Genomic DNA, 20,720 nt, shown 5'->3' with positions numbered 1-20,720 from the left:
GTGGCCCCGGCTGTCGGTGACATGGCGTGCCTCGACGCGGCTCACTGCTTGTCGAAGCGGGGGGTGTCCTGCGGCTGCTGCTGGGGCCGGCCCTCGCCCGTGCCGCCTTCGATCGCCTGCCGGTCCGCGGACGAGCCGCCGGCCAGCTCCGCCTTCATGCGCTGAAGCTCCAGCTCTACATCCGTACCACCGGAGAGCCGGTCCAGCTCGGTCTGGATGTCGTCCTTGGCCAGCCCGGAGGGGTCGTCCAGGGCGCCGGAGGCGAGCAGCTCGTCGATCGCGCCGGCCCGGGCCTGGAGCTGCGCGGTCTTGTCCTCGGCCCGCTGGATGGCCAGGCCGACGTCGCCCATCTCCTCGGAGATGCCGGAGAACGCCTCGCCGATCCGGGTCTGCGCCTGGGCCGCCGTGTAGGTCGCCTTGATGGTCTCCTTCTTCGTACGGAAGGCGTCGACCTTGGCCTGCAGGCGCTGGGCCGCCAGGGTGAGCTTCTCCTCCTCGCCCTGGAGCGTGGCGTGCTGCGTCTGAAGGTCCGTCACCTGCTGCTGGAGCGCGGCACGGCGGGAGAGCGCCTCGCGGGCCAGGTCCTCGCGGCCCAGCGCGAGCGCCTTGCGGCCCTGGTCCTCCAGCTTTCCGGACTGCTGCTGCAGCTGGTTCAACTGGAGCTCCAGACGCTTGCGGCTGGTCGCCACGTCCGCGACACCGCGCCGCACCTTCTGCAGCAGCTCCAACTGCTTCTGGTACGAGTAATCGAGGGTCTCGCGCGGGTCCTCGGCCCGGTCAAGGGCCTTGTTCGCCTTCGCGCGGAAGATCATCCCCATACGCTTCATGACACCGCTCATGGGCTTCGCGCGCCCCCTTCTGACGGACTCCAGCTCACAGCTCTGCGACAGAACCCACAGTACGGGCCCTGCGACCATTACCGCACTGTTCGGGAGCGGATAAGGTCATCCCCGAGGACGACTGCGTCCGCTACCCCTCGGGCGCAGGGAGGAGATGCCCCCCTGACCACCGGGCGACGACGGTCGCGACGTCCCCTCTGTCCCCCTACAGACGATCGGTGTTGCCGGATCGTTCCCCGAGGGACTGGGGTCCATGCGGGTCAAGCCCTTACCCTTGGGTTTTGTGTTCCGTAGCCGTGCCAAGGATGAGAAGACCCCGGTCGCCGACAAGGCACCGGTGAGCGTCTCCAAGCAGACCCGCGACCCGCAGGCCCCCAAGGGCCGCCCCACGCCCAAGCGGAGTGAGGCGCGCTCCCAGCGCCGCAGCGTCGCCAACACGTCGATGACGCGCAAGGATGCCGCGAAGCGGCAGCGCGAGGAGCGCCGAGTCCAGTTGGAGCGGCAGCGCCAGGCGCTGGCGAGCGGCGACGAGCGCTATCTGCCGGCCCGCGACAAGGGCCCGGTCCGCCGGTTCGCGCGGGACTTCGTCGACTCGCGGTTCAACATCGCGGAGTTCTTCCTGCCGATGGCCGTGGTCATCCTGGTGCTGAGCATGATCCGGGTGCCGGCGCTGCAGAACATCGCGCTGCTGCTGTGGCTCGTGGTGATCGTCCTGATCGTGCTGGACTCGGCGGCCAGCGGCTTCCGGCTGAAGAAGCGCCTGAATGAGCGCTTCCCGGACCAGAACAAGCGGGGCGCGGTCGCCTACGCCCTGATGCGCTCCCTCCAGATGCGCCGGCTCCGGCTGCCCAAGCCGCAGGTCAAGCGTGGGGAGCGGCCCTGAGCGCGACCGCTTTCTCCGAGGGTGCCGCGGACGCCTGGCTGAACAAACTGGGTGGGCTGCGTGATGTCGTACGACAGGAGCTGGTGGCCCGGCAGCTCGACGAGCAGATAGCCGCGCGGTTCCCGGTCGGGCAGCGGCTGCGGGTGCTCGACGTGGGGATGGGCCAGGGCACGCAGGCGCTGCGGCTGGCCCGGGCCGGGCACCAGGTCACCGGGCTCGAACGGGACCAGACGATGATCTCCGTGGCCCGTGCCGCGCTGGCCGCCGAGCCTGAGGGCATCCGGGCGCGGGTGCGGATCGTCGAGGGCGACGGCCAGGACACCGGCGTGCACTTCCTGCCGGGCAGTTTCGACGTGGTGCTGTGCCACGGGGTGCTGATGTACGTCGAGGAGCCGGACCCGCTGCTCGCGGGGCTGGCACGGATGCTCGCGCCGGGCGGTCTGCTGTCGCTGCTGGTACGCAACGGCGACGCGCTGGCGCTGCGCCCGGGACTGTCCGGCGAGTGGCCGACGACACTGGCCGCGTTCGACACGACGGCGTACCGCAACCGGCTGGGGCTGGACGTGCGGGCGGACCGGCTCGCACACCTGACGGCGACGCTCGCGGGGATCGGGGCGCCGCTGCGGACCTGGTACGGGGTGCGCGTCTTCACGGACACGGCGGCCGACGACGCGGAGCCACCGGCCGACACCGAGACGCTGGAAACACTCCTGGCAGCCGAGGAACGAGCCGGCCGGACGGACCCCTACCGCGCGGTGGCGGCCCTCCTGCACCTGTGCGGCGTACGCGGCTGACACCCCACAGCCACCCGCCCGCCATGCGGGGCGGCACGCCGCTGAGAACCCGCGGCACCTGTACGGGGCGCGCCGCTGACCACCGGCCGCACGAGCATGGGGTACGCCGCCGCCGGCCGGCCGCGCCTGTGCAGGGAGTGCCGCCGAGGACTGCCCGCACCCGTGCGAGGCGCACCGCTGAGGACCTGCTGCACCTGTACGGGGCGCGCCGTCACCGCCAGCCGCACGAGTGCAGGGGTATGCACTGACGATCAGCCGCGCCTTTGCGGGGGCGCCGCTGGAGACAGGCCGCATCTGAACCGGGTGCGCCCTGACCGCCAGCCACCGTGCCGGGTACGTCGCTGTCGACCACCGCACCCGTGTGGGGGCGTGCCACCGGCAACCGGCTGCACCCGTGCAAGGTGCACCGCCGACGACGAGCCGCGCCTGTGCGGGAAGGCGCCGCTGGAGACCGGCCGCACCCGTGCGAAGCGCGCCGCTGACGGCCGGTCGCACCTGAAGCTGTGTGCGCCATGATCACCAGCCGCCGCGCGGGGAGCGCACCCGTGCGAGGTGCGCCACTCAGACCCGCCGCACCTGCACGGGGTGCGCTGCTGACCACCGGCCGCACGTCTGCAGGGGGTACGCGCTGACGATCAGCCGCGTCTGGGCGCTAGGTGTATTGACCACGAGCGTTGTTAACGCGATCTGGTCTTGATCGTGGCGAAGGCCTCCGTGTGTGGTGGAGGTGTCGAATCTTCACCGCACGGAGGCCTTCGTGTCCCACCGTAATGCCCGGCTGACTGTTCACGGCAGGCGGCTGCTCGTCGAACGTGTCCGTTCCGGCCGTCCTGTCGCCCACGTCGCTGCGGAGATGGGTGTCTCCCGCCCCACCGCCCACAAGTGGATCCGGCGCTGGCGGTCCGAGGGCGAGAGCGGACTCCTCGACCGCTCCAGTCGTCCCCGCAGGACACCACACCGGACCGCAGCCACCACCGAGGCGGCCGTCTGCAGGCTGCGGCGGGATCGCAAGCTGGGCCCGGCACGCATCGGACCGATCCTGGGCATGCCCGCCTCCACCGTGCACCGCATCCTGACCCGGCACGGCCTGAACCGACTCGCCTTCCTGGACCGGCCCACCGGCCAGGTCATCCGCCGCTATGAACGCGACCGACCCGGCGAGCTGCTCCATGTCGACGTCAAGAAACTCGGCCGAATCCCCGACGGCGGCGGTCACAGGGTGCTGGGCCGCCAGGCCGGCCGCACCACCCGCAACAGCATGGGCTACGACTACGTCCACTCCGCCGTCGACGACCACAGCCGCCTGGCCTACAGCGAGATCCACCCGGACGAAAAGGCCGCCACCTGCGCCGCCTTCCTCACCCGCGCAGCCGCGTTCTTCCACGCCCACGGCATGACCCGCATCGAACGGGTTCTGACCGACAACGCTTGGCCCTACCGCAAGAGCTTCGCCTGGCGACAGGCACTTGCCGACCTGGGCGCGGCCGGCAAACACACACGCGTCTACCGGCCGCAGACCAACGGCAAGGTCGAACGCTTCAACCGCACCCTGCTCGACGAATGGGCCTACCTGCGGCCCTACACCAGCAACCGCGAGCGAACCGAAGCCCTGGCAGACTTCCTCCACACCTACAACCACCACCGCTGCCACACCGCACTCGGCGGCCACCCACCGATCAGCCGCGTCAACAACGCTCCGGGTCAATACAGCTAGGCACCGCTGACGACCAGCCGGCCCTGCACGGGGAGCGCCGCTGACGACCAGTCGCACTCGTGCGAGGGCGCAGCCGACCATCGGTCACACCCGTGGGGGAAGGCCGCTGGAGACCCGTGCACCCGTGCGGGGCGCGCCGTCGGCCACCGGTCGTGGACCTGCGAGGTGTGCCGTCGGGGGGCAGTGATCGCCGCTCGTTCGGGGGAGCAGCGGAAGCCGGGGGCGTGGCGTGCGGAGAGACTCGGGGTATGGATGTCTTCTTCCGTGGTCCGCGGCCGGTCGTTCTGCTGGTCGCCCTCGTCGGCTGCGTCGCGGTGCTGTCCGGGTGCCACGGTGTGGCCGAGCCGCAGGCGACGGCCGGCACGTCCAAGGACCCCGTCGGCGCCCGTCGGCCCGCCGCGGCCTCGGCGAACGACCTGCAGAGCGACTACATGCGGGTGATCAAGGAGGCACTGCCGTCGGTCGTGCAGATCCAGTCCGGCAACCAGCTGGGGTCCGGGGTCGTGTACGACGACAAGGGGCACATCGTCACCAACGCGCACGTCGTCGGGACCGGGAAGACGTTCAGCGTGACCACGGCCAACAGCGAGACGTCGCTCACCGCCACCCTGGTCTCCTCGTACCCGGACCAGGACCTCGCCGTCGTCAAGCTGGGCAAGGTGCCGCACGGGCTGAAGGCGGCCACCTTCGGCGAGTCGGGGAAGGTCGAGGTCGGGCAGATCGTCCTGGCCATGGGTTCGCCGCTGGGGCTGTCGTCGAGCGTGACCCAGGGGATCGTGTCGGCGACCGGCCGCACCGTCAGCGAGGGGAGCGACGGCGGCACGGGGGCCACGATCGCCGGCATGGTGCAGACGTCGGCCGCGATCAACCCGGGCAACAGCGGGGGCGCGCTGGTGAACCTGAACGGTCAGGTCATCGGAATCCCGACACTCGCCGCCGCCGACCCGCAGCTCGGGGGCAGCGCGGCGCCCGGCATCGGCTTCGCGATCCCGGCGTCGACGGTGAAGACGATCGCCGGGCAGATCGTGCGGTACGGCAAGGTCGTCAACTCCGGCCGGGCCGCGCTCGACATCACCGGACGCACCGTCGTCGGCATGGACTACGAGCCCGCCGGGGTCGCGGTGGTGGACGTGAAGGCCGGCGGGGCCGCGGCACGCGCGGGGATCCGGTCCGGAGACATCATCACCAAGGTCGGCGGCCAGGACATCACCACCATCACCTCGCTGTCGGAGGCGCTCGCCGCCGACCGGCCGGGCCAGCGGACCACGGTGACGTTCTCGCGTGACGGCAGCCAGAAGACGGTGGACGTGACGCTGGGCGAGCAGTGAGCGGGGGCGGCCGGCCACCGGCGGCCGCCCGGCCCGCCTACGCCGAGGCCTCGTCCGCGTGCAGGCTCATCGGGCCGTAGATCTCCTTGGCGTCCTCGAACAGCCACACCTGGTCGGCGCCGCCGTCGAGCAGGGCCTTCCAGTTCTCCCCGATCCAGGACTCGGCGTCGCCCTGCGTGGTGAACTCCTCGGGCTGCACCGCGGGCTGGACCTCCGTCCCGTCGGCCGTCTCGAACCGCCACGTCCATGCCGCCATGTACGCCTCCCTGGTGTGAGCACACTGCACAGCGCGGGCCGGACCCGGTCCGGCCCGCTGCCCCGCAGCCTAGGGCCTCTCGTGAGCTTCCCGCCCGTGCGGTGGATCATGCCCCCCGTACACCGGATCAGGCACGCCCGCCCGGACCGACGGCGAGCGCCGCGTCCCCCGTCGGCCCGATCCGCCGTACCGACCGCGGCCCGATCCGCCGTACAGACCCTGGCCGGATGCGCGGGACCCGCGGCGGCAGGCGAAAATCGGGTCCGTGGACGTGACTCTGCTCGGCACCGGTGCCCCCGCGGGACTGCCCCGCCCCGCCTGTCCCTGCGCGGCCTGCGCGACCGCGCTCGGCGCGGACGCGCGGGCGGCGACCGCTCTGCTCGTGGACGGGGCGCTGCTGCTGGACCTGACCCCCGGCGCGGCGTTCGCGGCGGCGCGGGCGGGGCATTCGCTGGGCGGCGTGACACAGGTGCTGCTGTCGCACCCGCACGACGGGCCGGCGGTCGAGGTGCCGGCCGGTCTGCCGCAGCCGGGGCGGGTGCCGGACGGGCGGGAGCTGACGCTGCTGACAGGGCATCGGGTGCGGGCCGTGGCACTGGACGCCCCCGGCACCGGGTACGCGGTGACCGGCCCGGACGGGCGGCGGCTGCTGTACCTGCCGCCGGGCGGCGCGCCGGCCGGTCTGGAGGAGGGCTCCGCGGAGACGTACGACATGGTCCTGTCGGACGTGGTGGGGCGCCCCGACGCGCTGGCCAAGCTGCGGGCGGTCGGGGCGGTGGGGCCGACCACGGACGTCGTCGCGGTCCACCTCGACCACGACGTGCCGCCGGGTCCGGAGCTGCGCCGGCGGCTCGCGGCGGCGGGGGCGCGGGCCGTGCCGGACGGTACGACGCTGGCGGTCGGGGCGTACGAGGACGTACCGGACGTGCCCCGGCGCACGCTCGTGCTCGGCGGGGCGCGGTCGGGCAAGTCGGTGGAGGCCGAGCGGCGGCTGGAGACCTATCCCGGCGTGCTGTACGTGGCCACCGGCGGCACCCGCGGCGGGGACACCGAGTGGGCGGCCCGGGTGGCCGCGCACCGGGAGCGGCGGCCGGGCTCGTGGCGCACGACCGAGACGTGCGACCTGGTGCCGCTGCTGGCGCAGGACGGCCCGCCGCTCCTCGTCGACTGCCTGTCGCTGTGGCTGACGGACGCGATGGACTCCGTCCGCGCCTGGGACGACGCCGAGTGGGCGGGCGGCGGCGAACTCGCCCTGCGCGAACGGGTGACCGCCCTGACCGGCGCCCTGCGCGCCACCCGGCGCACCGTGGTGGCGGTCTCCAACGAGGTCGGCTCGGGCATCGTCCCCGCCACCGCCTCCGGCCGCCGCTACCGCGACGAACTCGGCCGCCTGAACGCCGCGTTCGCCGCGGAGTGCGAACACGTCCTGCTGGTGGTGGCCGGTCAGGCACTGGTGCTGCGCGGCTGACCCGGTTCGGGCGGCGGGCCGGAGGGAGAGCCGGTCAGGGCAGGGGGCGGCGGGCGACGACGCGGTAGGTGTTGGAGAGGCCGGGGGCGCGGCGCAGGAGGGGCGAGAGAAGGAGATCCAGGATCGCCACCGCGTTCACCAGGGGGCCGGCGAAGGCGGTCAGGGCGGTGCGCAGGGTGTGCTGGAGGCCGGTGGGCGGGTTGTCGCGCCAGGGGGCGTCGGTGGCGGGCAGCACGTGGGCGAGGAGCAGGGCGACGGCCGCCGACAGGTCGTTGGGTCTGTGCGGGGTGCGGCGGTCGGTGGCGAGGATGGTGCAGCCCTGGGACTCCAGTTCCGCGCGGAGGTTGTCCAGCGGCAGCAGGTGGAGATGGCGCGGCTGGCCGTGCGGCAGCCACCACCTGCCCAGCAGCCGGGCGGGCACGCAGTGCGGGTCGGGCAGTTCAATCAGCAGGTGCCCGCCGGGGCGCAGCACGGTGAGGGCGCCCCTCAACTCCGCGCGGGGATCCGGTACATGGGCCAGGTGGTGGAAGACGCTGACCACGTCGTAGCGCCCGCGCAGCCGCTCCGCGATGTGCGGGTCGGCCAGGTGCCCGACGTGGGCCTCCTCGACCCACCCCTGCTCGCGGGCCCGCTCCACGCGCTGGGTGGGGTCAAGGCCGTCGAAGGCGGTGTACGGGAACACCTCCCGCGCCGCCCCGGGGAAGTGGCCGTGGCCCGTGCCGACGTCCAGCCAGCTCTCCGGCTCCCCCACGGTGCTCATCAGGCGCGCGTCGGACCGGTGCCGCCGGCGGCCGCGGCGGGCCGCGAGCACCGGGGCCGCGAGTCCCTCCGGGTCCTCCTCGTCGAAGTCCCGGTGGTAGAAGGCCAGTCCGGCCGCCGTGAGCCGGGGGTTCTGGAAGGCGTGGCCGCACTCCCGGCACTCGTCGACGGTGAACGTGCCCGGCTTGTGCTGGAGCAGGTCCGGCGCGCGCAGCCGGGTGCGCAGCCGACCGGAGCCGCACCACGGGCAGTCCGCACGGGGCGGCTCCTGGAAACGGCCGGTGCCCTCGGCGAGTTCGGCGGCGTAGGCGAGGCGGCGCGGGTCGTAGAACCCCGGGGCGTACGGCAGGGGCGGCATGGGCGGCTCCCGGTGGGTCACTGCGGAACAAGTCACTGCAAAGGGAACGTATGGGATCCGGATCTTGGCCGGAAAGACGCCGTACGGGTGTGGTGGCGATGTGGCGCCGCCCGGCTGGATCAGGGCCGGTACTGTTCGGCGAATGAGCTCGCTGAATCTCGACGACTTCACCGATCTGATCGAGCGCCCGGACGGCGGCCTGCGCCGTGACGCCGAGGCGCGCCGGGAGCGTCAGATCGTGCCGCCCGGCGCGCTGGGCCGCCTGGACGACCTGGGTGAATGGCTGGCCTCGGCGCAGTCCGCCGTACCGGTGCGGCCGGTCGAACGGCCGAAGGCGGTGCTGTTCGCCGGCGACCACGGGGTCGCGGAACTGGGTGTGTCGGTGCGCCCCGCGGGCGGTGCCGAGCAGCTGGTACGGGCGGCACTGGAGGGCGGCCGGCCGGTGTCCGTGCTGGCCCGGCGGCTCGGCGTGCCGGTGCGGGTGGTCGACATGGCGCTGGACTGCGCGCCCGAGTCGCTGCCCGAGGACGTCGTACGGCACCGGGTGCGGCGCGGCAGCGGGCGCGTCGACATCGAGGACGCGCTGACCCTCGAGGAGGCGGAGGCCGCCTTCCGGGCCGGTGTGGCGGTGGCCGACGAGGAGGCCGACTCCGGTACGGACCTGGTGGTACTGGGCGACATCAGCGTCGGCGGGACCACGCCGGCCGCCGTGCTGATCGCCGCGCTGTGCGGGACGGACGCCTCGGTGGTGACGGGCCGCGGCGGCGAGCCGATCGACGACCTGACGTGGATGCGCAAGTGCGCGGCGATCAGGGACGCGCTGCGGCGGGCCCGGCCCGTCCTCGGGGACCAGTTGCAGCTGCTGGCCACGGTGGGCGGCGCCGACCTCGCCGCGATGACGGGTTTCCTGTTGCAGTGCGCGGTGCGGAAGCTGCCGGTGATCCTGGACGGCGTGGTGTCGGCGGCGTGCGCGCTGGTGGGGCAGCGGGTGGCGTTCCGGGCGCCGGACTGGTGGCTGGCCGGTCACGACAGCGGCGAGCCGGGCCAGGCCAAGGCGCTGGACCGGATGGCGCTGGAGCCGCTCGTGGACCACGGCGTACGGGTCGGCGAGGGGACGGGGGCGCTGCTGGCGCTGCCCCTGGTGCAGAGCGCCGCCGCGCTGGCCGCGGAGCTGCCCGAGCGCCCGGAGGACCCGGAGGCCCCGGACACCAAGGCGACCGAGGCCGAAGCGCCCGAGGAGAAGACAGCCGAAGACGGGAAGGCCGAGGAGAAGGCAGCCGAGGAGTAGCCACGCGAGGGCCGGCGCCCCCTCCTGCCCCTCGACGGAACCCGCCGCGGCCGGATACCGGCCGCCGCCCAATGCGGCGCGGGCACGGCCCGGCGGAGCCGCGATCCCGACGCCCGGCGAAGGGACACTCACGGGGACCCATCGACACCGCCCGCCGGGCGTCCTCGCCGCCCGCCGCGGCGAAGGAACGCCCACGAGGGCGCCGCCCACCGACATCACCGGCCCGCACCCGCAACGGAACCCACCCCCCGTCCGGACACCGGCCGCCGCCCAATGCGGCACGGTCACGGCCCGGCGGAACCGCGACCCTGACGCCACCGAACCACGCACCCTCGCCACCCGCCGCCCGCCGGCCGCGGCGAAGGGGCGCCCACCTGGGGCAGTACCCACCGGCACCGCCCGGCCGGGCGTCCTCGCCGCTCACGCACCGCGGGGCGACGTCGCCCCCGGATCCGTGCGGGAACACGGCGATCAGCCGCGAAGGACCGGACGGCCACCCGCGCGCGGCGGGCCCCCGCACCCACCGACAGCGGACCGCGTCGCGCACGGACGGTGGGCCGCGTCGCGCACGGACGGCGGGTGAAAAGGGACGTTCATCGGGGCGGCGCCCATATGATCACTGTTCATGGGAGATGCCCGAATTGCCGTGCGTGAGGAGCAGGCCCCGGTTCGTGGGGCCGAGGCGGGACGGCCGGGCGGCGGGGCCTCGCGGCGGGCGGCCGCGTTCGCCGTCTGGTACCTGCGGGCGGCCGCGTTCGTCAACTTCCTCAGCGCGGCGTGGGTCTCCCTGGGGCAGGACGTGCGGCGGCACAACCAGGAGGACCTCTTCACGCCGTACCTGCTGACCGCCGGCTTCGCCTCCGGCGTGTTCGCCGCGTTCCTGGCCATCACCATGCGGCGGCGCAAGCGGGCCGCCTGGATCCTGAACCTGGCGCTGTCCGGGTCGTTCCTCGCGCTGTTCGCGTTCACCATGACGTTCCCGGAGATCCGCCGCTCGGCGCAGAACTGGATCTCCCTGGCCCTCACCGCCGCCTTCGTGGCCGCGCTGCTGCTCGGCCGCCGCGAGTTCTACGCCAAGGGCGACCGTGCCAACCCGCGGCTCGCCGCCGCCGTCGGCCTCGGCGGGCTGCTGGTCTCCTCGCTGCTCGCCGCGCTGCTGGTGACGGTCACCAACCAGGCGCCGGACGCGGCCCGTTCGACGTACCTCCAGCGCTGGCACTACGGCACGCTGCGGCTGGTCTCGGTCGCCGCCTCCGAGGCCCGCTTCCCCGACATCCACACCCCGAACTGGGTGAACGTGTCGATCAACGTACTGTCCACGGCCCTCGTCCTCGCCGTCCTGTACGCCGCCTTCCGCTCCCGCCGCGCCGTCGACCCCCTCACCGCCGACGACGAGAGGCGGCTGCGGGAACTGCTGGAGCGGCACGGCGAGCGCGATTCGCTCGGCTACTTCGCGCTGCGCCGGGACAAGAGCGTGTTCTGGTCGCCGACCGGAAAGGCCGCCGTCGCCTACCGCGTCCTCGGCGGGGTGTCCCTGGCCTCCGGGGACCCGCTCGGCGACCCGGAGGCCTGGCCCGGCGCCATCGAGGGGTGGCTGGCCGAGGCGCGGGCGCACGGCTGGAGCCCGGCCGTGATGGGCGCGAGCGAGGAGGCCGGCACGGTGTACGCGCGGCACGGTCTCGACGCCCTGGAACTGGGCGACGAGGCCGTGGTCGAGGTCGACGGCTTCACCCTGGACGGGCGGGCCATGCGGACCGTGCGGCAGGCCTACAACCGGGTCGCACGGGCCGGGTACTCGGTGCGTGTCCGGCGGCACCAGGACATCCCCGCGGACGAGATGGCGTACCTGGTCGACCGGGCGGACGACTGGCGGGACGGGCCCACCGAACGCGGCTTCAGCATGGCGCTGGGCCGGCTCGGCGACCCGCGGGACGGGCAGTGCGTGATGCTGGAGTGCCATGACGCCGACGGCGAGTTGAGGGCCCTGCTGTCCTTCGTGCCGTGGGGGCCCCACGGGCTGTCCCTGGACGTGATGCGGCGCGACAGGCACGCCGGCAACGGGCTCATGGAGTTCATGGTGCTCGACCTGCTGCGCCGCGCCCGGGAGATCGGGATCACCCAGGTCTCGCTCAACTTCGCCGTGTTCCGCTCGGTCTTCGAACGGGGGGCGCGCCTCGGTGCCGGACCGGTGCTGAGGCTGTGGCGTTCGCTGCTCGGACTGTTCTCCCGCTGGTGGCAGATCGAGTCGCTGTACCGGGCGAACGCCAAGTACCGGCCCATCTGGGAGCCGCGGTTCCTGCTCTTCGAGAAGAGCGCGGACCTGCTGCGCATCGGCCTCGCCGCGGCGCGCGCGGAGGGGTTCCTGGAGCCGCCGGAACCGCCGAAGTGGCTGCACCGAGGACACCTGGAGACGCACGGATGACCGCACTGGCCCGCTGGGCACGCGCCGAATGGGGGCTGCTGTACGCCACCGTGCGCGAGCCACTGCCGAAGCGGCGCCTGCGGGCCGTTCCGATGACCGCCGGAGCGGTGAGCCTGACGGCGGTGCTCCATCTGGTGCAGAACCAGTCCTGGGGCTACGGCCTGGTGCAGCACCTCGGGGCCGTACGGGCGGATGAGCCGCTGTGGCTCGCGCTGCTGCGCACTCCCCTGTCGCTGTTCGTGCCCGCGCTGGACCTGCCGGTGTGGGGCGCGCTGGCGCAGATCCTGTGCGTGTTCGGCATCGCCGAGATCTGCCTGGGCCGGCCCCGGACCCTCGCCGTCGCCTACGTCGCCACCCTCTCCGGAACCCTGTACGCGCGCCTGGGCGTCGCCCTCGGCCCGCACCACCCCCTCGGCCTGCCCGGCACGGACGCGCAGTTGGTGGACACCGGCCCGTCGGCGGCCGTGGTGGGCCTCGCGGTCTACATCGGCTGGCGCTACGGGGCGTACGTCACGGCGGGCGCGGTGATCGCGGCCATGGCGCTGGAGGTCGGGCTGAAGCAGAACCTGGCCGGCAAGGAGCACCTGGCGGCGATCGCGGGGGTGCTGCTGCTGTGCGCGCTGTCGGCGGCCCGGCACCGGGTGCCGCGCGCCGCGGTGTCATCTGCGCCCGGGCAGGCGGGCCGGCTGCTGGTCCGGTTTGCCGCCGATCCAGTCCTGGAACGCCCGGCGGGGGCCGGACCAGCGGCGGTCGTGCCGGTCGGCGCGACGTCCGGCGCGGGCCAGGGCGCGCGGGCGGTGGCGGTAGAAGCGCCTGGCCCAGTAGGAGTCGGGGCGGGCCAGACGCATCGCGCCGAACAGCGCGACGAACGGAATGATCACGCCGAACAGGGCGATGCGGCCCTTGCCCTTGCTCAGGGCGATCAGGGAGAAGACGAAGTTCACGACCACGCTCGTGATGACCGCCCCGCGGTCCTGCAACTCGGCCTGGGACAGGTTGTTGACGCCGAACGGGGAGAACCCGGCGAGCACCAGGGCGACCAGCGCCGCGGTGAGCACCACGACCTCGACGCTCTTGCGGCCCGACTCGGTCCAGTAGACGTCGTCCAGGTGCAGGATCAGCGCGAACTCGTCCAGCACGAGGCCCGCGCCGACGCCGAAGACGACCGCGAAGATCGCCGTGGCGGCCTCGTGCCGGCCGCTGCTGGCGACCACTCCGAAACCGCCGAGGATGGTGAGGACGACGCCGGGCACGGCGTGGTGGATGTGCAGTCCACCGGCCTTGACGTTGCCGAAGGGGCCCTTCCCGGCGCGGATCAGCCGGGTGATCACCCGGGTGACCACGAAGGTGAGGACGAAGGCGGCCAGCGCCAGGAGCAGGGGCAGCTTCCCGGGTTCGACGATGTTCCGCTCCAGCCAGTGCCCCATGTATGCAGTGTGCCGCCTTCCCCGGACGTCCGCCCGCCCGCCGGAGGGCACACGCAGGTCCCGTAGTCTGCCCGCGTGTTCAGGATCCCCTCGCCGCACGGGCCGCGGTTCGCCTTCGGCACCCTCACCGTCCTTCCGGTCGGGGTGAGCCGCTGGGACCGCGAGGCGGCGCGCGGTGGGATGCTCTGCGCGCCGCTCGCCGGACTCGTGGTCGGGGTGGCGGCGGCGGCCGTGGGACTGCTGCTGCTCCTCGCCGGCGCCGGCGCGCCGCTCGCCGCCGTCGCCACCGTCGCCGTGCCCGCCGCGCTGACCCGCGGACTGCATCTGGACGGGCTCGCCGACACCGCGGACGGGCTCGGCAGCGGCAGGCCCGCCGAGGACGCGCTGCGGATCATGAAGCAGTCGGACATCGGCCCCTTCGGGGTGATCACCCTCGTGTTCGTGCTGCTCGCCCAGGTGGCCGCGCTGACCCGGGCCTACGACGGATCCTGGGCCCGCGGCGCGCTCGCCGCCGTCGTGTCGGCCACGGTCGCCCGGCTGGCCCTGACGCTGGCCGCCCGCACCGGGGTGCCGGCCGCCCGGCCGGAGGGACTGGGCGCCACGGTCGCCGGGGTGGTCCCGGTGCCGGGCGCGTTCGGCGCGGCCCTCGTGGTCGCGGTGGCCGCCGTGGCTGCGGGCGCCTTCCTCGGCGCCCACCTCTGGGTGCTCACGGCGCTGGCGGTGGTCGCCGCCCTGGCCGCCGCCGAACTCCTCCTGCGCCACTGCACGCGCCGCTTCGGCGGTGTGACGGGCGACGTCTTCGGCGCGCTCGCCGAGACGGCCGCCACCACGGTGCTGGTCGTCCTGGCCCTGCGCTGAGCCGGGCGGTTCAGCAGGTCCGACGCCACGCCCCCAGTTCGTACGTCTTCAGCAGCGAGCTGAGCCTCAGCCGCCGGGACTGCGCGCAGAAGCGGCTCGTCGGCAGCTCGTACTCGGCGTGGAACACCGCCTTGCCCGCCGCGACGAAGGGCTCCAGCTCGGCGCATTCGCCGTACTGGGCGCACTGTTCGTTGACCGCGAAGTCGAAGTCCGCCACCAGCCGCGGGATCTGGTCCAGGTCGTTCTTCAGGCCCACCGCCATGCCCCGGTCGTGGGCCAGCTTCGCCACCAGGCGGTTGTAGCGGAGCTGGTCGGCGGCCGTCAGCGGAAAGCCGGTGCGGTTCCTGTAGCCGTCCATGTTGTCCGGCTCCACCGCGTCGAAGCCCTTCTCGCGGCACATGTCGAGGCGGGCCGCCATCAGGGGTCCGAGGACGTCGGTACGGCGGATGTCGAGCCAGCGCTCGCCGTCCCAGCCGTTGCCCCGGCCGAGGACGGAGGCCGGGAACCTCCCCGCGTCCGGGCGGAACTCCTCCCAGGCGCCGGTCGAGAGGTAGCAGATCACCCTGCGGCCCTCGCGGTGCAGCCGGGCGACCGTGGCCGCCGAGTGGTCGAAGCCGTCGATGTCGTAGACCTCGGCCGGTACGGAGGTGTCGAGACGGCCGCTGAGCTGCCACTGCCAGCTCGTGCCAGGACGCGGCTGCCAGCGTCCGGCGGCCGGGCGGGCGGCACCGTCGGCGCGGCCGTCGTCGCCGCCGGCACCGTCCTGGTGGGCGGCGCATCCCACGAGCAGCAGGAGTGCCGCAGTCGGCGCGAGAAGGCGCGTGATCAGTGCTCTCAACGGGCGGGCTCCCGGGTGCGGTGACGGACGTACGCCCGACGATCATCGCCGATTCCATTGCCGTACAGGGAAGTTGCCCGCCCGGCCGGCGGTCCGGGCCTTCCGTCACCGCCGTCGGCGCCGCTTCCGGCCACCGGTGCCGGAACCGGGACGTGACGGCTGCGCCTCTCCCGGGTGAACACCCGCAGGAGTATTCGGCGCCGTGACGCGCGTAGGCTCGTGCCGGGTGTTTGCCTGCCCGGGTGAAGACCGCACCTTACGAAGGACTTATGGTCGGGCCCGGTCGACCCACCCGAATTCGGCCAACCACCTTTCACAGGGAAGCGAGATTTCACCACCGTGACTGCTCTCACTCTCAGCACCACCGCGGCGCCCGGCCTGCGGGCCGACGCGATCGTGGTCGGTGTCGCCAAGGACTCCGGATCGAAGTCTGGGGACCTGGTCGTAGCACCGGGCGCCGAGGCCGTCGACGAGGCGTACGACGGCAAGCTCGCCGGCGTCCTGGGGACCCTCGGCGCCTCCGGTGCCGAGGGCGAGGTGACCAAGCTGCCCGCGCCGTCCGGCTTCAAGGCCCCGCTCGTGCTCGCGGTGGGCCTCGGCCCGCGCCCCGAGAAGGACTCCGGCTACGACGCCGAGGCGCTGCGCCGGGCCGCCGGCGCGGCCGCCCGTGCCCTCGCCGGATCGAAGAAGGCCGGCTTCGCGCTGCCGGTCGCGGACGCCGCCGACGCCGCCGCGGTCGGCGAGGGCGCGCTGCTCGGCGCGTACTCCTTCGACAGCTACAAGGAGAACGGCAAGGACGCCGAGTCCCGCAACGGCAAGGCGCCGCTCGGCGAGGCCGTGCTGCTCGGCGGCAAGGGCCGCGACAAGGCGTACAAGGCCGCCGTCGAGCGCGCCACCGCCCTGGCCGAGGAGCTCAACCGCTGCCGCGACCTGATCAACACCCCGCCGAACGACCTGAACCCGGCCGCCTTCGCCGCCGTCGCGCAGGACGCGGCCAAGGAGCACGGCCTGAAGGTGCAGGTGCTCGACGAGAAGGCGCTCGCCAAGGGCGGCTACGGCGGCATCCTGGGCGTCGGCTCCGGCTCGGCGTCGGCGCCGCGGCTGGTCAAGCTGTCGTACACGAGCCCCAAGGCGAAGAAGCACCTGGCCCTGGTCGGCAAGGGCATCACCTACGACTCGGGCGGCATCTCGCTCAAGCCGGCCGGCCACAACGAGACGATGAAGTGCGACATGAGCGGTGCCGCCGCCGTGTTCGCCGCGGTCGTCGCCGCCGCGCGGCTCGGCCTCGAGGTCAACGTGACCGGCTGGCTGGCGCTGGCCGAGAACATGCCCTCCGGCTCCGCCACCCGCCCCGGCGACGTGCTGCGCATGTTCAGCGGCAAGACGGTGGAGGTGCTCAACACCGACGCCGAGGGTCGGCTCGTCCTCGCGGACGCGCTGTGGGCCGCCTCGCAGGAGAAGCCGGACGCGATCGTGGACGTGGCCACGCTGACCGGCGCGATGGTGCTGGCGCTGGGCAGCCGCACCTTCGGGATCATGGCGAACGACGACGCGTTCCGCTCCGCCATCCACGAGGCCGCGGAGGAGGTCGGCGAGGAGGCGTGGCCCATGCCTCTGCCGGAGCACCTGCGCAAGGGCATGGACTCCCCCACCGCCGACCTGGCCAACATGGGCGAGCGCATGGGCGGCGGGCTGGTCGCCGGCCTGTTCCTGCGCGAGTTCATCGGTGAGGGCATCACGTGGGCGCACCTCGACATCGCCGGGCCGGCGTTCAACGAGGGCGGTCCGTTCGGTTACACGCCGAAGGGCGGCACCGGTTCGGCGGTCCGCACGCTCGTGCGTCTCGCCGAACTCGCCGCCGCCGGCGACCTCGGCTGATTCGTCGCACGGCCGTCGTCCGGTCCGCCGGACGACGGCCGTGCCGCGTGGGCGCCGGTCGCGCCCGCGCGACGTGGGGTGTATCACACTCCAGCCCCGCGTCTCGTTCACTCCCGACAAGTGCGAAGATGGGCGTCGGCAGGACAGGGCCCCCACCGAAGGGCCGAAACTCAAGCGGCCGGACACCAGCCGCCTGCCGGTCACCGACGACCGGCGTACGGCGCACATGCATGGAGGACGTGACGTGGCGAACGACGCCAGCACCGTTTTCGACCTAGTGATCCTCGGCGGTGGCAGCGGTGGTTACGCCGCGGCCCTGCGCGGGGCGCAGCTGGGCCTGGACGTCGCCCTGATCGAGAAGGACAAGGTCGGCGGTACCTGCCTGCACCGGGGTTGCATCCCCACCAAGGCCCTGCTGCACGCGGGCGAGATCGCCGACCAGGCCCGCGAGAGCGAGCAGTTCGGTGTGAAGGCCAGCTTCGAGGGCATCGACGTGCCCGCCGTCCACAAGTACAAGGACGACGTCATCTCGGGCCTGTACAAGGGCCTTCAGGGACTCATCGCGTCCCGCAAGGTGACCTACATCGAGGGTGAGGGCCGGCTGTCCTCCCCCACCTCCGTCGACGTCAACGGGCAGCGGATCCAGGGCCGCCACGTCCTCCTGGCGACCGGTTCCGTGCCGAAGTCCCTGCCGGGTCTGCAGATCGACGGCAACCGCATCATCTCCTCCGACCACGCCCTCGTCCTGGACCGCGTGCCGAAGTCCGCGATCATCCTGGGCGGCGGTGTCATCGGCGTCGAGTTCGCGTCCGCCTGGAAGTCCTTCGGCACCGACGTCACGATCGTCGAGGGCCTGAAGCACCTCGTCCCGGTCGAGGACGAGAACTCCTCGAAGCTGCTGGAGCGCGCCTTCCGCAAGCGCGGGATCAAGTTCAACCTGGGCACCTTCTTCCAGAAGGCCGAGTACACCCAGGACGGGGTCAAGGTCACTCTGGCCGACGGCAAGGAGTTCGAGGCCGAGGTCCTGCTCGTCGCCATCGGCCGCGGCCCGGTCTCCCAGGGCCTGGGCTACGAGGAGGCCGGGGTCGCCATGGACCGCGGCTACGTCCTCGTCGACGAGTACATGCGCACCAACGTCCCGACCATCTCCGCCGTCGGTGACCTGGTCCCGACCCTCCAGCTGGCGCACGTCGGCTTCGCCGAGGGCATCCTGGTGGCGGAGCGTCTGGCCGGTCTGAAGACCGTTCCGATCGACTACGACGGTGTTCCGCGGGTGACCTACTGCCACCCGGAGGTCGCCTCCGTCGGCATCACCGAGGCCAAGGCCAAGGAGATCTACGGCGCGGACAAGGTCGTCGCCCTGAAGTACAACCTGGCCGGCAACGGCAAGAGCAAGATCCTCAAGACCGCGGGCGAGATCAAGCTCGTCCAGGTCAAGGACGGTGCCGTCGTCGGCGTCCACATGGTCGGCGACCGCATGGGCGAGCAGGTCGGCGAGGCCCAGCTGATCTACAACTGGGAGGCGCTGCCGGCCGAGGTGGCCCAGCTCATCCACGCCCACCCGACCCAGAACGAGGCGCTCGGCGAGGCCCACCTGGCCCTGGCCGGCAAGCCGCTGCACTCCCACGACTGACGCTTCACGTCACGGGCGCGACGACACAGACTTCCGTAATTCGTTAGGAGCAACCGAAACCATGGCGGTTTCCGTAACCCTTCCGGCGCTCGGCGAGAGCGTCACCGAGGGCACTGTCACCCGTTGGCTGAAGGCCGAGGGCGAGCGCGTCGAGGCCGACGAGCCGCTGCTCGAGGTCTCGACCGACAAGGTCGACACCGAGATCCCCTCGCCCGCCGCCGGTGTGCTGGCCTCCATCAAGGTCGCCGAGGACGAGACCGTCGAGGTCGGCGCCGAGCTGGCCGTCATCGACGACGGCTCCGGCGCCCCCGTCGCGGCCCCGGCCCCGGCCGCCGCCGAGGCTCCGGCCCCGGTCGCCGAGCCGGCCCCGGTCGCCGCGGCTCCGGCCGCCCCGGCCCCCTCTGCCGCCCCCGCGGCTCCGGCGGCCCCCGCCGGCGCCACCGGCACGGACGTGGTCCTGCCCGCGCTCGGCGAGTCCGTCACCGAGGGCACCGTCACCCGCTGGCTGAAGTCGGTCGGCGACTCCGTCGAGGCCGACGAGCCGCTGCTCGAGGTCTCCACGGACAAGGTCGACACCGAGATCCCGGCGCCCACCTCCGGTGTGCTGCTGGAGATCGTCGTCGGTGAGGACGAGACCGCCGAGGTCGGCGCCAAGCTCGCCGTCATCGGCGCCCCCGGTGCCGCTCCGGCTGCTGCTCCGGCCCCGGCCGCACCGGCTCCGGCCGCCGCCCCGGCTCCGGCCGCCGCCCCGGCGGCGGCCCCGGCAGCCCCCGCGGCCCCGGCCGCACCGGCTCCCGCGGCTCCGGCTCCGGCTCCGGCTCCGGTCCAGCCCGCGGCCCCGGCTCCCGCGCCGGCCGCGCCCGCCCCGGTCACCCCGGCCCCGGCCGCGGTTCCGGCCGCCGCCCAGCCGACCGACGAGGGCGCGTACGTGACCCCGCTGGTGCGCAAGCTCGCCGCCGAGAACGGCGTCGACCTGTCCACCGTCAAGGGCACCGGCGTCGGCGGCCGTATCCGCAAGCAGGACGTGCTCGCCGCGGCCGAGGCCGCGAAGGCCGCCGCCCCGGCCGCGGCCGCTCCGGCCGCCCCGGCGAAGAAGGCCCCCGTCCTGGAGGCCTCCCCGCTGCGCGGCCAGACCGTGAAGATGCCGCGGATCCGCAAGGTCATCGGCGACAACATGGTCAAGGCGCTGCACGAGCAGGCCCAGCTGTCCTCGGTGGTCGAGGTCGACGTGACCCGCCTGATGCGCCTGCGCGCCCAGGCCAAGGACTCGTTCGCGGCGCGCGAGGGCGTCAAGCTCTCCCCGATGCCGTTCTTCGTCAAGGCCGCCGCCCAGGCGCTGAAGGCCCACCCGGTCATCAACGCCAAGATCAACGAGGCCGAGGGGACCATCACCTACTTCGACACCGAGAACGTCGGTATCGCGGTGGACTCCGAGAAGGGCCTGATGACCCCGGTCATCAAGAACGCCGGTGACCTCAACATCGCCGGTATCTCCAAGGCCACCGCCGACCTGGCGGGCAAGGTCCGGGCCAGCAAGATCACCCCGGACGAGCTGTCCGGTGCGACCTTCACCATCAGCAACACCGGTTCGCGCGGCGCGCTGTTCGACACGATCATCGTGCCGCCGGGTCAGGTCGCGATCCTCGGCATCGGCGCCACCGTCAAGCGCCCGGCCGTCATCGAGACCGAGGAGGGCACGGTCATCGGCGTCCGCGACATGACCTACCTGACCCTCTCCTACGACCACCGCCTGGTGGACGGCGCCGACGCGGCCCGTTACCTGACGGCGGTCAAGGCGATCCTGGAGGCGGGCGAGTTCGAGATCGAGCTCGGCCTCTGATCCCGTCACCCGGGACCCAGCAGTACGGCGCCCCCGTCCGGAACCTTCCGGGCGGGGGCGCCGCGTTTGCCGTTTCTTGGCCATGACGGCGTGTAAGTCTCGTCTCACCTGCACGAAAGCGCCCGTATGCGCCCTTC

16 protein-coding genes and 1 pseudogene are annotated in these 20,720 nt (G+C 73.2%); 12 read left to right on the top strand and 5 right to left on the bottom strand.

What is annotated here, in order from left to right; all coding sequences use genetic code 11:
- Positions 1-41: 41 nt before the first annotated feature.
- A complete protein-coding gene (locus TNCT6_RS22875; RefSeq protein ID WP_172632992.1) occupies positions 42-839 on the bottom strand; it encodes a PspA/IM30 family protein in 798 nt (265 codons plus the stop codon).
- A gap of 283 nt (positions 840-1,122) precedes the next feature.
- On the opposite strand from TNCT6_RS22875, the gene TNCT6_RS22870 reads away from it, so the two are divergent.
- From TNCT6_RS22870 to TNCT6_RS22855, 4 genes are all read left to right on the top strand, one after another.
- Positions 1,123-1,722 (top strand): DUF3043 domain-containing protein, encoded by a 600-nt coding sequence (locus TNCT6_RS22870; RefSeq protein ID WP_141361584.1) that lies wholly within the window; start codon positions 1,123-1,125, stop codon positions 1,720-1,722.
- 83 nt (positions 1,723-1,805) lie between these two features.
- Positions 1,806-2,516 (top strand): bifunctional 2-polyprenyl-6-hydroxyphenol methylase/3-demethylubiquinol 3-O-methyltransferase UbiG, encoded by a 711-nt coding sequence (locus TNCT6_RS22865; RefSeq protein WP_141361582.1) that lies wholly within the window; start codon positions 1,806-1,808, stop codon positions 2,514-2,516.
- A gap of 757 nt (positions 2,517-3,273) precedes the next feature.
- Positions 3,274-4,230 (top strand): IS481 family transposase, encoded by a 957-nt coding sequence (locus tag TNCT6_RS22860; protein WP_141361191.1) that lies wholly within the window; start codon positions 3,274-3,276, stop codon positions 4,228-4,230.
- Positions 4,231-4,478: 248 nt separating this feature from the next.
- Complete coding sequence (locus tag TNCT6_RS22855; protein WP_141361580.1) at positions 4,479-5,558, top strand: S1C family serine protease; 1,080 nt, start codon at positions 4,479-4,481, stop codon at positions 5,556-5,558.
- 37 nt (positions 5,559-5,595) lie between these two features.
- Here TNCT6_RS22855 and TNCT6_RS22850 read toward each other — a convergent pair whose 3' ends face one another.
- Complete coding sequence (locus TNCT6_RS22850) at positions 5,596-5,814, bottom strand: hypothetical protein (protein ID WP_141361578.1); 219 nt, start codon at positions 5,812-5,814, stop codon at positions 5,596-5,598.
- 265 nt (positions 5,815-6,079) lie between these two features.
- Between TNCT6_RS22850 and TNCT6_RS22845 the strand changes: the two genes are divergently transcribed.
- Positions 6,080-7,282, top strand: a complete 1,203-nt coding sequence (locus TNCT6_RS22845) for a bifunctional adenosylcobinamide kinase/adenosylcobinamide-phosphate guanylyltransferase (protein WP_172632990.1) — start codon at positions 6,080-6,082, stop codon at positions 7,280-7,282.
- 34 nt (positions 7,283-7,316) lie between these two features.
- Here TNCT6_RS22845 and TNCT6_RS22840 read toward each other — a convergent pair whose 3' ends face one another.
- Positions 7,317-8,399 carry a class I SAM-dependent methyltransferase gene (locus TNCT6_RS22840; RefSeq protein WP_141361576.1) on the bottom strand — a complete coding sequence of 361 codons (1,083 nt, stop codon included), beginning with the start codon at positions 8,397-8,399 and terminating at the stop codon, positions 7,317-7,319.
- 142 nt (positions 8,400-8,541) lie between these two features.
- On the opposite strand from TNCT6_RS22840, the gene cobT reads away from it, so the two are divergent.
- The 3 genes and pseudogenes from cobT to TNCT6_RS41040 form a co-directional block, all read left to right on the top strand.
- Positions 8,542-9,687 carry a nicotinate-nucleotide--dimethylbenzimidazole phosphoribosyltransferase gene (gene cobT, locus TNCT6_RS22835; protein ID WP_141361574.1) on the top strand — a complete coding sequence of 382 codons (1,146 nt, stop codon included), beginning with the start codon at positions 8,542-8,544 and terminating at the stop codon, positions 9,685-9,687.
- Positions 9,688-10,312: 625 nt separating this feature from the next.
- On the top strand, positions 10,313-12,109 hold the full coding sequence (locus TNCT6_RS22830; protein WP_141361572.1) for a phosphatidylglycerol lysyltransferase domain-containing protein: 1,797 nt from the start codon (positions 10,313-10,315) through the stop codon (positions 12,107-12,109).
- A pseudogene (locus TNCT6_RS41040) lies at positions 12,106-12,750 on the top strand (hypothetical protein); the annotation flags it as partial. The gene TNCT6_RS22830 and the pseudogene TNCT6_RS41040, both read left to right, overlap by 4 nt.
- Positions 12,751-12,768: 18 nt before the next feature.
- Here TNCT6_RS41040 and TNCT6_RS22820 read toward each other — a convergent pair.
- Entirely contained in the window at positions 12,769-13,536 is a 768-nt protein-coding gene (locus TNCT6_RS22820) for a hypothetical protein (protein ID WP_141361570.1), read from the bottom strand.
- Positions 13,537-13,611: 75 nt separating this feature from the next.
- Here TNCT6_RS22820 and TNCT6_RS22815 point away from each other — a divergent pair, with 75 nt between their 5' ends.
- Entirely contained in the window at positions 13,612-14,394 is a 783-nt protein-coding gene (locus TNCT6_RS22815; RefSeq protein WP_141361568.1) for an adenosylcobinamide-GDP ribazoletransferase, read from the top strand.
- Positions 14,395-14,404: 10 nt separating this feature from the next.
- Here the strand turns inward: TNCT6_RS22815 and TNCT6_RS22810 are convergent, their stop codons facing one another.
- Complete coding sequence (locus tag TNCT6_RS22810) at positions 14,405-15,232, bottom strand: endo alpha-1,4 polygalactosaminidase (RefSeq protein ID WP_253266201.1); 828 nt, start codon at positions 15,230-15,232, stop codon at positions 14,405-14,407.
- A 339-nt stretch (positions 15,233-15,571) separates the two neighbouring features.
- Here TNCT6_RS22810 and TNCT6_RS22805 point away from each other — a divergent pair, with 339 nt between their 5' ends.
- From TNCT6_RS22805 to sucB, 3 genes are all read left to right on the top strand, one after another.
- Complete coding sequence (locus TNCT6_RS22805) at positions 15,572-17,110, top strand: leucyl aminopeptidase (protein WP_141361566.1); 1,539 nt, start codon at positions 15,572-15,574, stop codon at positions 17,108-17,110.
- A 244-nt stretch (positions 17,111-17,354) separates the two neighbouring features.
- Positions 17,355-18,743 (top strand): dihydrolipoyl dehydrogenase, encoded by a 1,389-nt coding sequence (gene lpdA, locus TNCT6_RS22800; RefSeq protein WP_141361564.1) that lies wholly within the window; start codon positions 17,355-17,357, stop codon positions 18,741-18,743.
- Positions 18,744-18,804: 61 nt separating this feature from the next.
- Positions 18,805-20,583 carry a 2-oxoglutarate dehydrogenase, E2 component, dihydrolipoamide succinyltransferase gene (gene sucB, locus TNCT6_RS22795; RefSeq protein WP_141361562.1) on the top strand — a complete coding sequence of 593 codons (1,779 nt, stop codon included), beginning with the start codon at positions 18,805-18,807 and terminating at the stop codon, positions 20,581-20,583.
- Positions 20,584-20,720 lie beyond the last annotated feature (137 nt).

This window comes from Streptomyces sp. 6-11-2 (assembly GCF_006540305.1).
GTDB lineage: Bacteria > Actinomycetota > Actinomycetes > Streptomycetales > Streptomycetaceae > Streptomyces.
Note: the sequence above shows the minus strand (reverse complement) of the source record. Positions and strands in the feature narration are given on the sequence as shown.